12 protein-coding genes are annotated in these 13,229 nt (G+C 41.6%); 9 read left to right on the top strand and 3 right to left on the bottom strand.

The genetic code is table 11. The features are described from left to right. Positions 1-67 precede the first annotated feature (67 nt). Entirely contained in the window at positions 68-1,375 is a 1,308-nt protein-coding gene (locus ACN20O_RS03430; protein WP_491637244.1) for a cytochrome-c peroxidase, read from the top strand. Positions 1,376-1,377: 2 nt separating this feature from the next. On the opposite strand, the gene ACN20O_RS03425 is transcribed toward ACN20O_RS03430, so the two are convergent. Beyond that, positions 1,378-3,387 carry an LTA synthase family protein gene (locus ACN20O_RS03425; RefSeq protein ID WP_491637242.1) on the bottom strand — a complete coding sequence of 670 codons (2,010 nt, stop codon included), beginning with the start codon at positions 3,385-3,387 and terminating at the stop codon, positions 1,378-1,380. A gap of 86 nt (positions 3,388-3,473) precedes the next feature. Between ACN20O_RS03425 and ACN20O_RS03420 the strand changes: the two genes are divergently transcribed. Then, the gene (locus ACN20O_RS03420; RefSeq protein ID WP_491637240.1) at positions 3,474-3,866 is read left to right on the top strand and encodes a ketosteroid isomerase-related protein; all 393 of its coding nucleotides are present in this window, start codon (positions 3,474-3,476) and stop codon (positions 3,864-3,866) included. Between the two features lie 8 nt (positions 3,867-3,874). Then, positions 3,875-4,849 (top strand): hypothetical protein, encoded by a 975-nt coding sequence (locus ACN20O_RS03415; protein WP_491637238.1) that lies wholly within the window; start codon positions 3,875-3,877, stop codon positions 4,847-4,849. Here the strand turns inward: ACN20O_RS03415 and ACN20O_RS03410 are convergent. Beyond that, a complete protein-coding gene (locus ACN20O_RS03410; protein WP_491637236.1) occupies positions 4,836-5,405 on the bottom strand; it encodes a hypothetical protein in 570 nt (189 codons plus the stop codon). The genes ACN20O_RS03415 and ACN20O_RS03410 overlap by 14 nt on opposite strands. A 174-nt stretch (positions 5,406-5,579) precedes the next feature. On the opposite strand from ACN20O_RS03410, the gene ACN20O_RS03405 reads away from it, so the two are divergent. The 4 genes from ACN20O_RS03405 (at position 5,580) to ACN20O_RS03390 (ending at position 9,040) form a co-directional block, all read left to right on the top strand. Next, a complete protein-coding gene (locus tag ACN20O_RS03405; protein ID WP_491637234.1) occupies positions 5,580-6,374 on the top strand; it encodes a hypothetical protein in 795 nt (264 codons plus the stop codon). Beyond that, the gene (locus ACN20O_RS03400; protein ID WP_491637232.1) at positions 6,371-7,531 is read left to right on the top strand and encodes a hypothetical protein; all 1,161 of its coding nucleotides are present in this window, start codon (positions 6,371-6,373) and stop codon (positions 7,529-7,531) included. The genes ACN20O_RS03405 and ACN20O_RS03400 overlap by 4 nt, the downstream gene beginning before the upstream one ends. Further along, on the top strand, positions 7,528-7,920 hold the full coding sequence (locus ACN20O_RS03395; RefSeq protein WP_491637230.1) for a hypothetical protein: 393 nt from the start codon (positions 7,528-7,530) through the stop codon (positions 7,918-7,920). The genes ACN20O_RS03400 and ACN20O_RS03395 overlap by 4 nt, the downstream gene beginning before the upstream one ends. Before the next feature lie 115 nt (positions 7,921-8,035). Next, complete coding sequence (locus ACN20O_RS03390; RefSeq protein WP_491637228.1) at positions 8,036-9,040, top strand: Ppx/GppA phosphatase family protein; 1,005 nt, start codon at positions 8,036-8,038, stop codon at positions 9,038-9,040. Here the strand turns inward: ACN20O_RS03390 and ACN20O_RS03385 are convergent. Beyond that, positions 9,037-9,960: an alpha/beta hydrolase gene (locus ACN20O_RS03385; RefSeq protein WP_491637226.1), complete on the bottom strand. Its 924-nt coding sequence runs from the start codon at positions 9,958-9,960 to the stop codon at positions 9,037-9,039. The genes ACN20O_RS03390 and ACN20O_RS03385 overlap by 4 nt on opposite strands. Positions 9,961-10,017: 57 nt before the next feature. Between ACN20O_RS03385 and ACN20O_RS03380 the strand changes: the two genes are divergently transcribed. Further along, entirely contained in the window at positions 10,018-11,739 is a 1,722-nt protein-coding gene (locus ACN20O_RS03380; protein ID WP_491637224.1) for an extracellular catalytic domain type 1 short-chain-length polyhydroxyalkanoate depolymerase, read from the top strand. Positions 11,740-11,801: 62 nt separating this feature from the next. Continuing rightward, the gene (locus tag ACN20O_RS03375; RefSeq protein WP_491637222.1) at positions 11,802-13,118 is read left to right on the top strand and encodes a hypothetical protein; all 1,317 of its coding nucleotides are present in this window, start codon (positions 11,802-11,804) and stop codon (positions 13,116-13,118) included. Positions 13,119-13,229: the final 111 nt, after the last annotated feature.

Genomic DNA, 13,229 nt, shown 5'->3' with positions numbered 1-13,229 from the left:
AGGTTTTTAAGTCAATTGTCAGAAAGTTTGAGTGGTCAAACTTTCTGACTTTCAATACCATCTGCCCATGAAATTCACACACCCTACATTTCTTGGCCTGGCCCTAGGCCTCTTCTGCACATCTGTATCTGTGCATGCAAGCAGTTTAGATAATTTTATCCGTAACCGTATGGAGCTTTTTGATATCACTCCCTACCAAGCTCAATCCTTAGAGCAGACTGACGAGTTCCAATCTAAAATGAGACTTGGACGCATGCTCTTTATGGACACTAATCTTTCTGGAAATAGGAATATTAGCTGTATGGTTTGTCACCACCCGATGAAAGGGACGAGTGATGGACTTCCATTGTCCCAGACGGTTGATGGCAAAGGTGTTTTAAAAAGAAATTCACCAGGGCTTTACAACGTCGGCGATAAATTCAGCACATTTATGTTTTGGGATGGAAGAGTTCATTTTCATCCAACGAAAAAAGTTTTTACAACTCCTGAGCCTGTGCTAAACGGGCCCACACCACTGGCCGCAGAGATTGCCAAAGCGATGACAAGTGCGCTTGCTGCTCAGGCCATCTTCCCACTGGTTTCTCATGAAGAGATGAGTGGAAAAAAAGGTGAGAACGAAATTGCCGACGCTAAAACAAATCTTGAAGCGTGGGATTTAATCATTAAAAGAATCACTCAAGAAACAAACGGTGCAAGATACATCAATCTCTTTAACCGTGCTTTCCCTGGCCAGCCCAAAATGAACATCGGTCACGTTGGAGAGGCGATTGCAACGTTTGAGCGCTACCAGTTTCAATCAAACACTTCTGGCTTTCACCGCTACGTTGCTGGAGATAACTCAGCAATGACGGAGCAAGAAAAGAGAGGTTTTGTGGTGTTCATGGACCGAGGAAGATGTATTGCCTGTCATCAGGGGAATCTTCTGGGACTCAATACTTTTTTTGCTTCAGTTGGAGTTCCAAGTTACGGGGCCAAGCCGTTTGAAATGGATATTGGAAGGGGGGAAATCAACAACGAAAGATTCAGGGCCTTCTTCTTTAAAACGCCAAGCTTAATTAACGTTGCTTTAACTGCACCTTATTTTCATAACGGAGCTTTTAGCACAATTAGAGAAGTGCTCAATCACTACAACAATATTGAAAAGTCTCTCAACACTTACACTATTACTGATGAAAGAAGAAAACTCTTTCCAGTAGAAGTCGAAGTGAGAAACTCGCAAAAAGATCTTAGTGAATTATTTGCTTCTATTGAGGCAGGATTCTTGAGAAATGGTCTGGGATTATCAAGCGCGGAACTGGATGATCTGGAAGCCTTTTTAACCGGGGCCCTGACAGATCCAAAATGGGATCCGCGAGGGCCAAAGTCTAAAAAATAAAATTACATTCTAGGGTTGTGGTGAAGCAGGTATCTTGCCGATTCGTACAAACCTTTTGTCAGAGTTTCCATTTCTTTGTACTTCTCTGGGTATTTGTCTTTTACGTTCTCATCAGAAGGATTCTCACTCCATTTAACTAGTTTCCCGGTTTCTCTTGAAGGGATGTATTCAAAGTAAAAATCTTTGTCTACTAAACTGATGTTGAAAGGTGCGTACCAGTTGTATGAGAAAGCTGCACGGTATTCGTCAAAACGAGGATTGAATAGATCGCGCCCGAGTCCTCTTGTTTTGTATGGGATTCCCGCAAGACCGGCAACTGTTGGCATAACATCCATTTCAGAAGCAATTTTTGTTTCCACAGCTGGAGCAAAACGCTTTGGAGAGTGGATAATCATTGGAACGTGGAATCCATTAGCTAAACTTTTTTGCCAGTCTGGAACATTCTTCGCATTGTTGTGTGGAAGACCGTGGTCACCGAAAACAATGAAGATTGTGTTGTCGTACCAGTCTTCTTTTTTGGCCATCTCAAAGAATTTTCCTAGAGAGTAATCTTGCAGTCTCATGGCGTTGTATTCTTCAAAAGACTCGAAGCCGTATTCTTTTATCTGAGCTTCAGAAATATCTTTCGGTGTTTTGATTACAAACCCATCGCTGTCTTCAGGGATAGTGTAAGGACGGTGGAAGCCTGCTGATTGAATGAAAGCAAAGAATGGTTTTTTCTTTTCAGTGTACTCACTGTTTAGTGTAGCAGCTGATTCTTTAAACAGGTTAAGATCTGAAATACCCCATACGTCTACGCGTGGAGCTTTATATGAACCTTCTTCGAAGATATGCAGGTTAGGAATGTTGTAGCTGAAGACTCCGCGGATATTTCCCCAGTTCGCGCTTCCGCCCAGGAAGTAGTATTTTTCGTAACCTTTAAATTCACCCATGATAGCGTGTTGGTTAACGATGAATGGGTTTCTCGATCCTGTTTTTACTCGCGAGGTATCGGGAAGACTGGTCACCGCTGCAAAGATTGAACGAGCAGTTGCGACAGTTGGAGTATAAAAATTAGAGAAGAGGATAGACTCATTTGCCAGTTGGTCCAGGTAAGGAGTCGGGTTAACTTCCGATCCACCCACACCTGTTTTATACCAGGCCATTGACTCCATAACGATGACAACGATGTTTGGTTGCTGAGAGCTCTTTGCTGTATCACCAGGAAACGAACGGACAAAATTCAGGTTTTTACTGTCGGGTTGGTCTACACCTAAAAACTTGGCCACGACATCGTATGAAGCAAGTGCTTTATCTTTTTCATACTCCGCGTTTCTAAACGTGTAAGTGTCGGCCACATAAAGAATTGGGTTAAGCGAAAGGTTAGAAGTAAAGGTGTCTGGAGTGGAAAAAGCTTCTGACCATCTAAGTGGGTACATTTGAACACTGCCGTAAAGACCCCATCCAAAAAGCACCAGAAAAATGAAGCCACCTAAAAAGCGCGTCTTGTTGTTGCCATTAAGCGGAGAGCCCATCAGTTTTGGTGTGATGAACTTGACGATGATAAAACTAAAAACCGCTGTCATTACTACAATTAACGCTAGAAGTGCTGGCCATGGGTAAGATTCGCGGACCATTTCAAATGAGATGATCGGGTTTTTTAAGAATTGGATCACGGTCGCATTCAAACGTGACTTTAGGTAAGCAAAGTAACCAACGTCAGTGACATAAAGGAAACTGATAAGCCCGAAGAAAATGGTGTAAAGAATGTTCATCAGACGGACTTTAAACGCCGGGTTTAGCGGGAGGTTGATCAAGATCATTGCTGGCAGAAGAAGGGTCATTGCCAGGCGGACATCAAAGCGGAACCCAAGCCATAAGTTTTGAAGCACCAAGTGAGTGGTGCCAGGCGTGATGTTGTCTTTGAAGTAAATCAGGAAGCCAATTCTAAAAATTGTGTAAAGAACGACTTGAAAGAGTAATAACGAGTAAAGAAACTTCAGTTTCGGAGTGCCAAAATAATTATTTTTCATAACCCTATTTATACGCTTAGGCTTGGAAAAATAAAACAATAAAGATAGAGTTAAAGGACTATTTTTGACTGTGCCCAAGGAGTTTTATGAAAGATTTAATTACACGTTATTTTGAAGTTTTCAACAAAGGCGATGCAGCAGCGATGCTGGCCCTAGTGGACGATAATATTGAACACGATATCAACCAGGGAAAAACTCAGGTTGGAAAAGCGAAATTTGAGGCATTCCTTCACCATATGAATGAATGTTACAAAGAGGATCTTAAAGATCTGACAATCATGGTTTCAGAAAACGGGAAAAACGCTTCTGCGGAGTTTATGGTCCATGGAACCTATTTAAAAACTGACGGCTCTCTTCCTGAGGCGAGAAACCAAAAGTACGTTATTCGTGCTGGAAGCTTCTTTGAAGTGAAAAACAATAAGATCACTCGCGTGACAACTTATTACAACCTTCCACTTTGGATTGAGATGGTTAAATAAAAAATCTTATGGAAAAGAACTTGATTTTTTCAAGCAGGCTGGAGGATTTTGCCAAGATATTTTTGGCGACGTTCCTGGTTTTCTTTTTCATGATGATGACAGATGTCATGACTTCGACGGCCTTCCTTTTGGTGACGATTTATTTCCTGGACGGAGGGCACGTTTACTCAACACTACTTGAAGTGTTAGGGGACCCGGAAGAAGTGAGAAAAAGGTATGTTTGGATTGTTCTTTTGGGATCCTTTTTTCTTAATTTTTTAGTTCACTTTCTTTTTACTGATTATTTTTTCTATTACATTTTCTATTTCACCATTTATCACAACATGAGACAGGGCCTGGGTGTCACTTTCCTTTATCGCATTGGTGAAAAGCGTGCGGTTTTTGTGGTGAAGTGGGGTTATTACTTCCTGACGATGCTGCCTTTTATTCTTTTTCATAAGAAGCCTCAGATGACGGAAGGAAAATTGGGCGAAGCCATTATTAAGCCAATCGATCTTTATCAAGTTTTTTCAGCGCAATCCCTTGAGAATGCTTTTAAAGCAGGGGTGATCCTTTACATCGTCGGGGCCGTGCTTATTGGTGCTTATTTAATTTATAAAAAGAATGCCAGAGGCTTTTTATCGATGCTCTTTTTTATGGCGGTCTACGCTTACGCTTTTTTAATTTCAACTAATGAAATGAAAAGTTATGCGCTTCTTATTTTCTCTCATGCTATTCCGTACTATTTTTTGATGGAGAAGAGATTAGGGGTGACTCATAAACTCAATTTTATGCAGCGATATGCCTGGTTGTTTCTATTAGTGATTTTTGCGATTGGTGGAGTGATTGATTATTATCAGACAGATATTGTGGACTTGATGGAGCCTTTTGATTCTATGGCATGGGCGCTTTTAACTACGCCACTTATTTCACATTTTATCTACGATGCCATTATCTGGAAGCGAGGAAATGAGCGCTTTCACGCTTTTGTTACTCATACATAGCAGTGCCTAAGTTCACACATCTTTCATAAGTTTGAAAAAGTTTGCGATTAAACATGCGCGCCACTTTCATCTCTTCAAGTTTTTGTTTTGAAGGGCATGGAGGAGTCGAAGTTATTGTCGCCGTTGTGTCTGTTGGTTTTGGTTTCGGTCTTTCGTTCCACCCCATCAGTTCATCAATGCGCGAGATCACTACGTTTTGTGCCCTCACAAGCTCCTGACATTTTGCTACTAATTTAGGATCGCGGCTTTCTCCAGAGCGAGGAGAGCAATGAACCATATTATATTCAACTTTAATGGCCACTTTCTTTAATTCAGCATTAAGCTTTTCGCTTGTCGCCTGAAGTTCTGCTACTTCTTTTCTGATAGCTTCCTGATTGGCGGCATAAACGTCTTCAATACACTTAATCCTGATCTTCTCAGCATCGCTCAAGAGGCGATCGAGAAGTCCTGGTTTAGCTCCGCACATTTCATAACCAGACCTGGCCTGAACCAGTCCACTGATCATCAGTGCCAGAACGAAAAGAAAGAAAAAGGTTGCGGCGTGGAGTTTTTTCATAAGTTGAGTATAAAGCATATCAGGCTTAGTTTCTCTGGAGAAAAAGATACCATTTGTTTTGCAGAGTGTTTTTGTCAGACATTTAAGTAGGCATACTTTGAGGGATTGAAGGGGGGAGCCCTCTCTGCGAAAATAAAGAATATTTTATCATCCCTTAACCTTGAGGATCAATCTATGTTTATTCAATCTCTGATTCTTCTCCTCTCGACGGCTACGAGCACAGTGAGTGCCAGTGAAAGTATGCCATGGAGAACGTTTACCGACATGAAATGCCAGAAAGAGTTCCAGAAGATGGCCGCTGAAAAATTTTGGGACAAAGAAATGTTCCGAGAGCAGGTGAGCTCTTACAACGAAACGGTCTATCGCAACCTTTCCCACACAATTGGAGAGTGGGTTGAAGTGCATTTAAAACCAAAAGCTTCTGCGGAAGTAATGCTGATAAAAGACACGACTCTGACTCGTGTCACGTTTAATAGCAGTTGTGATGCTCAAGTAAAAAATGAAAATCTTCCCTGGGACTTGGATAAAATTTTCAACAAAAAAACCGCTGAAGATTGGACTAATGATGATTTAAGAAATTTAGTGAGCTCTGGGAAAAGAGGGATGATCTATTATTGGTCTCCAAAATTCACATATTCAGTCTATGATTTGCCACGAGTAGAAAAACTGGCGAGAAAATTTGGTTATGAATTCACTTCAGTTGTCGATCCTCGCGCCAGCAAAGAAGAGGTGGAAGGTGCTTTGGAAGTGATGAAAAAACACAACCCCGCTAAAGTTAGAGGAGTTGCAAGTAACAAATCTTTTAACCGCAACCTAGCGATGGATATCCATATGCGTGGAGGGTTTAATCACTTCCCGGTTGTGTATGTTTACAATCATCAGATGATTCACCCTCGCTGGATTACTGGTGTGATGAAAGACAATGGTCTTCGTACTATGGCCAACGAAATGTCAGGAGAATTAAAATGAAAAAAGTTTTGCTCTTAAGCTTTTTTGCTTCTCAAGTTCTCACAGCCGCCACATGTGTTCCTCCCCATGAGTATTTTCCTTTTGAAGGAAAGTGGGTTTCTAAAAATGATAACGGCGATGTTGTCCTGGGAATGTACTCGCGTGTAAGCCCGGATGGAAAATATGTTTTAAGATCTTACTCCGGTAAAGGATTAAGTCAGGTGACGTTAATGGAATTAGTGAAAGGGGAAACGAATTCAGTTAAGCCTTATGAAACGCCATTAAAAAATGAAGCCTTTCCGGTTCAGGGAACGTGGAGATATTTAGTTGACGTCGACGGCGATCATTACAAAATCACCGACATTTTAAAAAGACAAAAAGATGCCAAAAAGCAGTTTAAGGGAGGTATCAGTGGTTTTTATACTGTGGCCGCCGAACTTGCTGGCGGGACACCAAAAAATCACAAAATCAGGTCTCTTTCATGGCCGACAGACAATAGTGACAATCAAGGGGTAGGAGTGCTTTCTAACCGAGTGATCACGGCCAGTCTCGATCAAAATGGAATTGCAGAAAAAATCGACAGTGGTTCAACGAACTATATGTGTAAAAACTTGAGTTCGACAGATGGTCAGATCATGAGCCTTCCGATGATTTCATTAGACGGAAGTGAGTTCGCTTCTATGCCACAAAATCCTCGTGGATCAGACCCTTCGATGAGAATTTATAAGTTTGGTACAGATAATAAGTCGTGTGAAAAGCGCGATGACTTAAAAGTAATGGCGGCAAAAGTTATTTTTTCTCGTCCTGAATTAAACTCTGTACTTTTTTATGCCAGCGGTTCAATGGGATCAAAAGGCAATGGGATTTATTTTTTTGACCGCGACGTAAGAAAGAGTTTTACTTTGGATGATCCGGAGAGAAAGGTGCGAGCAGACAGCTACCCTGGATTCACTAACGATGGGCGTATTGTCTATGGGGCCTATTGGGAAGAATGTGGAGAGAAGGGATGTGTGGATAAGGCAGGTTATGTTATTTCTGACCCCTACCAGTCATCCGACATCAAAGACTTCCGTGCACAAAACCCTGAGGCTGGAAAGAAGTTCAAAGAATGCATCACTGATGAAGATGTGAAAGCAAATTCTGAAGAGCAGGCTAAAATCTGGAGTTATACGCTTTGAAGAAAAAAATTCTGATAATTCTTTTATCTGTCGCCGGAATCTTTAGCCTCTGGTTTTCTCATGATCTTTCTCAGCGAAACCCAGAGACCATTTTCTTGACAGAAAAGAGTCTGGAGCAATACGACTTATTTAAAAAAGAAGTTGTTGAAAAGCATGCTCAGGTTATCAAGAAAGAAACAAAAGATAAAAATGCCTTTTATGAAAACCTGAAAAAAATAGAAGAGCTTTGCGTGGATGATTGTGAAATGATCACTCCTCGCAAGCTCAAAAAAAATCAGGACGCTAAAGAGTCCAAAAACGAGCTTATGCACCTGGAGTCCGCGGATTTGGAACTAGCCTTTTTGCTTTGGCCGACATTAATACAGATTTCATACAAATCCTCCAAATAAAGTGTGTTGTGGGCAAACCATAGCAGAAAAAAAGACTAGTACTGAAAGAAGTGTATTTTTTTCAGCTTTGCCGTTAAAATACTGCTTTGACTATCTAACTATCCCGGAGTGTCTTTTGAAACATTACTTGTACTTAATTCTTGCGTTTACTTTTACAATTTCGACTTCCACCTTTGCAAAAAACTGTCAGGAAGTTCGTCTAGGATTTGATATTGGTTCAGGCTCTACTAAAATGATGGTGGCCAAAGTGGATTATTGTCACAAGAAAGTCTTAGAGGTTTTACTCAATGAAAGTAGGCCTATTTCTTATAACGAAGACCTCGAAAAAAGCACGGATGGAAACCTAAGTCCGGCGATCATTGAAAAAGGCTTAGCGGCCTTGACTGAAATGCAGGCGAAGGCCAAAACATTCAGGCCAAAAAAATCTTATGGTGTCGCGACTTCTGTTTTTAGAAAATCAAAAAATGGAAAAGATGTGATCAAAGGTTTCGCCAAGAAATTAAAAATCCGCCTGGAAGTTATCGACCAGGAAGAAGAAGCGACACTAGGGTATTTATCAGTGATGTCTTTAATGGATGAAAAAACTCTTGGGCCAAAAAACATGGTGGTGTGGGATATCGGCGGAGGCTCAATGCAGATGTTCAGCCAGGACGAAGGGAAGAAGGCGCAGAAGTACCTTGGTGACTTAGCTTCTGTGACCTTTAAGAATATGGTAATTGAAGTTCTAGAAGGAAAAAGCCTTGAGACGACATCATCGCCTAACCCTATTGGGGATAAGCGCGATCAGGCCCTTGCTCTAGCAAGATCTTATGCTCGTATTCACGTACCGGCAGATTTGAAAGCTGATATCCACGAGCGTACAGTTGTTGGAGTTGGTGGTGTGCACTCGCATTCAATCAGAGGGCAGATCGGGACAAAAGAAATGAAATACACTTTGGAAGAACTGGATAAGGCAAGCAAGCTTCAAGCGAAAAAAAGCGATGCTGAATTAACAGGCGACTACCGTTCAACAGATGTAACCAACCTGCTTCTTGTTCAGGGCTTTATGGAAGCCCTAGGCATAAAGGAAGTCAAAGTCGTTAATGCGACTCTTCTTCAGGGTGTTGTTCTTAAAAACTAGTTAGCAGAAAAAATCAGGTGCTGAACCTCACTGGCCACTTTACTTACCGAAGGGACCATTAAGTGGTGAGGTTCTTCACCTTTGTACCAAACCAGCTGAACTTTTTCATACTCGCGGTTAACAACTTCTTTTGTTGCATCTGTATCAACCGTCCAATCTCCTTCAGATAAGAATAACTGCACAGGGACTTTAATTTGAGAGCTTCCTCTCATGTCGTACACTTTCAGGCCAAGGTCTTTAACTTGAAAAGCGGAGTCTATTGGTAGATTCTGGTGGTAGTACTCGCGGTCAATCGTCATCGGTTTTAAGTCTCTAAAGCGAGTGACAAAATAAGCGGTATCCACTGAAATCCCATTGACGAAAAATCCCAGGATGCGATCGAAAAATCCGCCGAAGCGTTGAATGAAATAAGGTGAAACTAAATGTACACTTTTTAAATTGGCCGGAGTCGGCTCTGTTAAAAGATAGTGGTGAAGAAGAAGTCCACCTGTAGAGAAACCAACCACGCGCACTTCAGAGAAACATTCAATCACAAGATTCAGTTGCTCTTTAATCTCCTTAATCCAGCGCGTATTTTTATATTCATTGGCCACTTTATAAGTTGAGCCATGTCCAGGAATTAAGAATCCGATCACCGAGTATCCTTTTTGGATAAAAGGTTTCGCTAAAAACATCATTTCGCCCGGGCTTCCCATATAGCCGTGGGCCAAAAAAATGGCCTTGTTGACCTTGGGATCACCTTCTAACCATAGGGCACGTTTTTCAGCAGTTACGCTCTGATTTGGATCAATTTTACTGTATTCCTGATAAAGGGATTCGTTCATCGCTAGGAATTTTTCGCGATTGGTTTGCTCGCAACTTGAAAAAGCGTTGAAGGAAAATGTCAGGGCCACAAGGGTACTTAGGATGAGTGTTTTCATGGGATCAGTATATACAGATATTAAAGGGAAAAGAAAGAATTTTAACCATGTTTTAATATGACGAACTGTTGTGGCGAATGTATCGTTTTTTTAAGTGCTCAATTCAACCTGATCGTGCGAGTTATCATGAAAAACATGCTTGTTCTTTTATCTCTTTTAGTAAGCGCTCCTGTCTTTGCAGAATGGAAGTTTGAAACGATTGAAGGCGTTCAAGTCCATTACTATCTTCCAAAGACGACAACTCCATTGGTTGCAAAAGCACAGAAGAGGGCCTTGATGGTCAATCTTCATGGATGCTCACAAAAAGCAGAAGACTTAAAGAAAGATGGCAACTGGGAAAACACAGCAGATGATTACAATATGATTGTCGCTCTTCCCAAAGTTCCAAACGGCGGCGTGATTGCTGGTTGTTGGGATTACTATGGAGCTGACCATACAATGAATAACCGTCACAACGCCCCTTTGATTAAATTAGTTCAGGCCTTGCTGACAAAAACAGAATTAAACATTGATGCTGCTCAAGTTTACCTATCAGGTCTTTCATCTGGTGGAGGAGAGACGATGGTTCTTGGCTGTATGGTCCCTGAAATGTTTGCAGGAATTGGCATCAATGCCGGCCCTTCAACGGGAACATCATCAAATGAAATCTCTCGTCCTAAAACATCTTATGAATCGATGCTGGCCGCTTGTAAAAAATTAGGGAGTGGAAAAGAAGAGTTTTTTAAAAATCAGCTGACGTCGATTATTTACGGCAACAACGACTTTATTGTTAATACAGCTTTTAATACCAACAACGCTGAGATCATGCGTACAATTTATGGCGCTAATAATAAGTCCACTTTTGATACAAAAAAATTAGCGGGAACAAACACTGATGGCACAGGTTCTCTTTGGTCAGATGATAAAGGCCCTCGCGTTTCTTTAATTATGAACACCAATCTGGGACACAACTGGCCGGCCGGTCAAGGTGGAAATGGGGGAGCGTTCATCAATAAAAAAAGCATCAATTACCCAGACTACCTGGCGAAGTTTTTCTTTACGAACAACCGTCGCTCGCAAATGGTAAGCCTTCCGGAAGTGATGATTGACCCGATTGAAACGAAGGAATCAAAATTCATCGTCTCGGGAACTCTGACGATTCCAAAAGAATGGGTAAAAACGATTGATATCCAGGTGAAGAAAAAAGACACACAGGAAGTTGTTGATACGGTAAAGGCCGTTGTGGGAAGAGACAGCCGATTCAGTGGCTTTTCAAAAGTTCTTCCAGATGGCGAGTACTACTTTGATTTCCATGTCATCAATGCTCTGGGAACAAAACGCACTTTTAAACGTTCATCGTGGTTGGGAGAAGTGGCCGGTGTAAACCTTCCTCAGATCTTCAACACTCGCTACCAAAGTGTGATTGGATGTTTTTCAATTGAAGGTCAGGCGGTGAGTAACGGTGGAGATAAAGTCACTAGCATTCACATCACCATCGATGGAGAAGATAATTATTCTGTGCCCGTTGAAAATACGATGTGGGACTTTAAGACATGCAATCTGGCAGAGGGTGCTCACGAAGCAGTGGTCGTCGCTGAAAATGAATCAGGTCTTCTAAGTTCAGCTCAACAATTCTCTTTTACGGTAGGGCCAAACACGGCGACATCGACTCTTCAGGAGCATATGGAAGCTAAGCGCTTGAATTGGGACGAATATGGCTTCTGGTACCTAAAATACGGTTATAGTAGATTTACTTTAGTCCTTGGAACTGATGGGATTTGGAGAGAGAAAAACCTCTAAAAGTCCCTGTCATTTTTTCATGCTTTCACCATCGTGCCCGGGTTTTTAGTTAAAATCTGGGTATGTATAAAACGTTGTTATTTATCCTTTTTTTCGGGATCACATCCCATGCTATGGCAGCCTCACCAAGTGACTGCCGCTCAATCATGCTCGATTTTATCGCGAAGGCGGATAAGAAAGAAAACGTCTCGCTTCTAAAGAATAACTGGAAGGCCAGTGAAAAAAAGAAATTCTTAGACGAAGCTAAGTCGCTTGGCTTTTCTGATTCGGACATCAAGCTTTTAATTGAAGGCCTTAATATGCAGACTCAAGAAGTGAGTCTTGCCCGCGTGAAAAACTACCTGACTTACGTTTTAAGTTTGAGTGATAAAGAGCAAAAGGTGGCGATTCTTGATATTGCTCAACTGGACGCCAGAGAAATCAATTCAAAACACATTAAAAAATTCATTCAGCACGAAAAGAAAATTCAGGAAGAATCGCTGGCAAAGAAATTTAGCCCTGAGCAAGAAAGACGTTATCAGGAGCTTTATTATGGCTGTCGAGCGCTTCGTCCAAACGATGTGAATAAGAACGCTGCCCGCGACTTTAAACGCTTTAACCTGGCCCTAAACCTGGGGACATTGGGAGCGAGTTACGCTTTCTACAACATGGATAAAGACATCAATGGTGAATGGTTCGCTAAGCTTGGTTATGATGTTGGGATTACCCTGCTGTTTTCTTACGTCGGTGGAAGTATCCAGACAAAAGCGACGGACACTCAGATTGTTAAATCGCTTAAGAGTTACTTGATGGGACGAGTGATGGGTCTTACTGATGTGGCCATCTACGATCCAATGTTCAACAAAGAAAGAGAAAAAGCTGAAGCTCGTATTGAAGAGTTAAAAAAGAATCCAGAAAACAAAGCTGAAATTGAAAAACTTTTAAAGAGCTATAACGAGCGCGGGCTCTACCGCAAATATAAAGCAGAAGTTATCAGCGCACTTAAGAGTCTTCCAGAGGGAATTAGCCTGGGAGTGAAAGGAAATTCTGTCGACGAAAACAATGTGGACTGGAATAACCTGAGCCACGCAGATTTAGATCGCCCAGAAGTTCAAGAGATCCTGGTTCTTGCGGCCATGGCCCAGGTTTACGAGGAAGGTAAAGGCCAGTGGATTGACACTGGTGACGCCGGACTCGACCGCTACGCATTTAATACAGTGTTTTATGCTGTTCAGATACCAAAGAGTATCGCGCAGAATTTCATTACCTACAAAATGCTTTGCATGGGTCAAGATAATGCGAAACTATCTTTCACCAAAGCGGTAATCTTCAACGTGTCTACGAACTTTATCGTTAATCAGGGGCTCTACGGCTACCGCGAAAAAGCGATTAACCAGTAAAACTTCAGAGAAGTTCAAGACAACCTATCGTGTAATTAATACAAAAATTGCTATGGGGCTTTTAATTTAGTGATATTATGGCCCAACTCTAATTTAGACCACAGGAAGAGG

It is taken from the genome of Bacteriovorax sp. As-1 (assembly GCF_058446905.1).
Note: the sequence above shows the minus strand (reverse complement) of the source record. Positions and strands in the feature narration are given on the sequence as shown.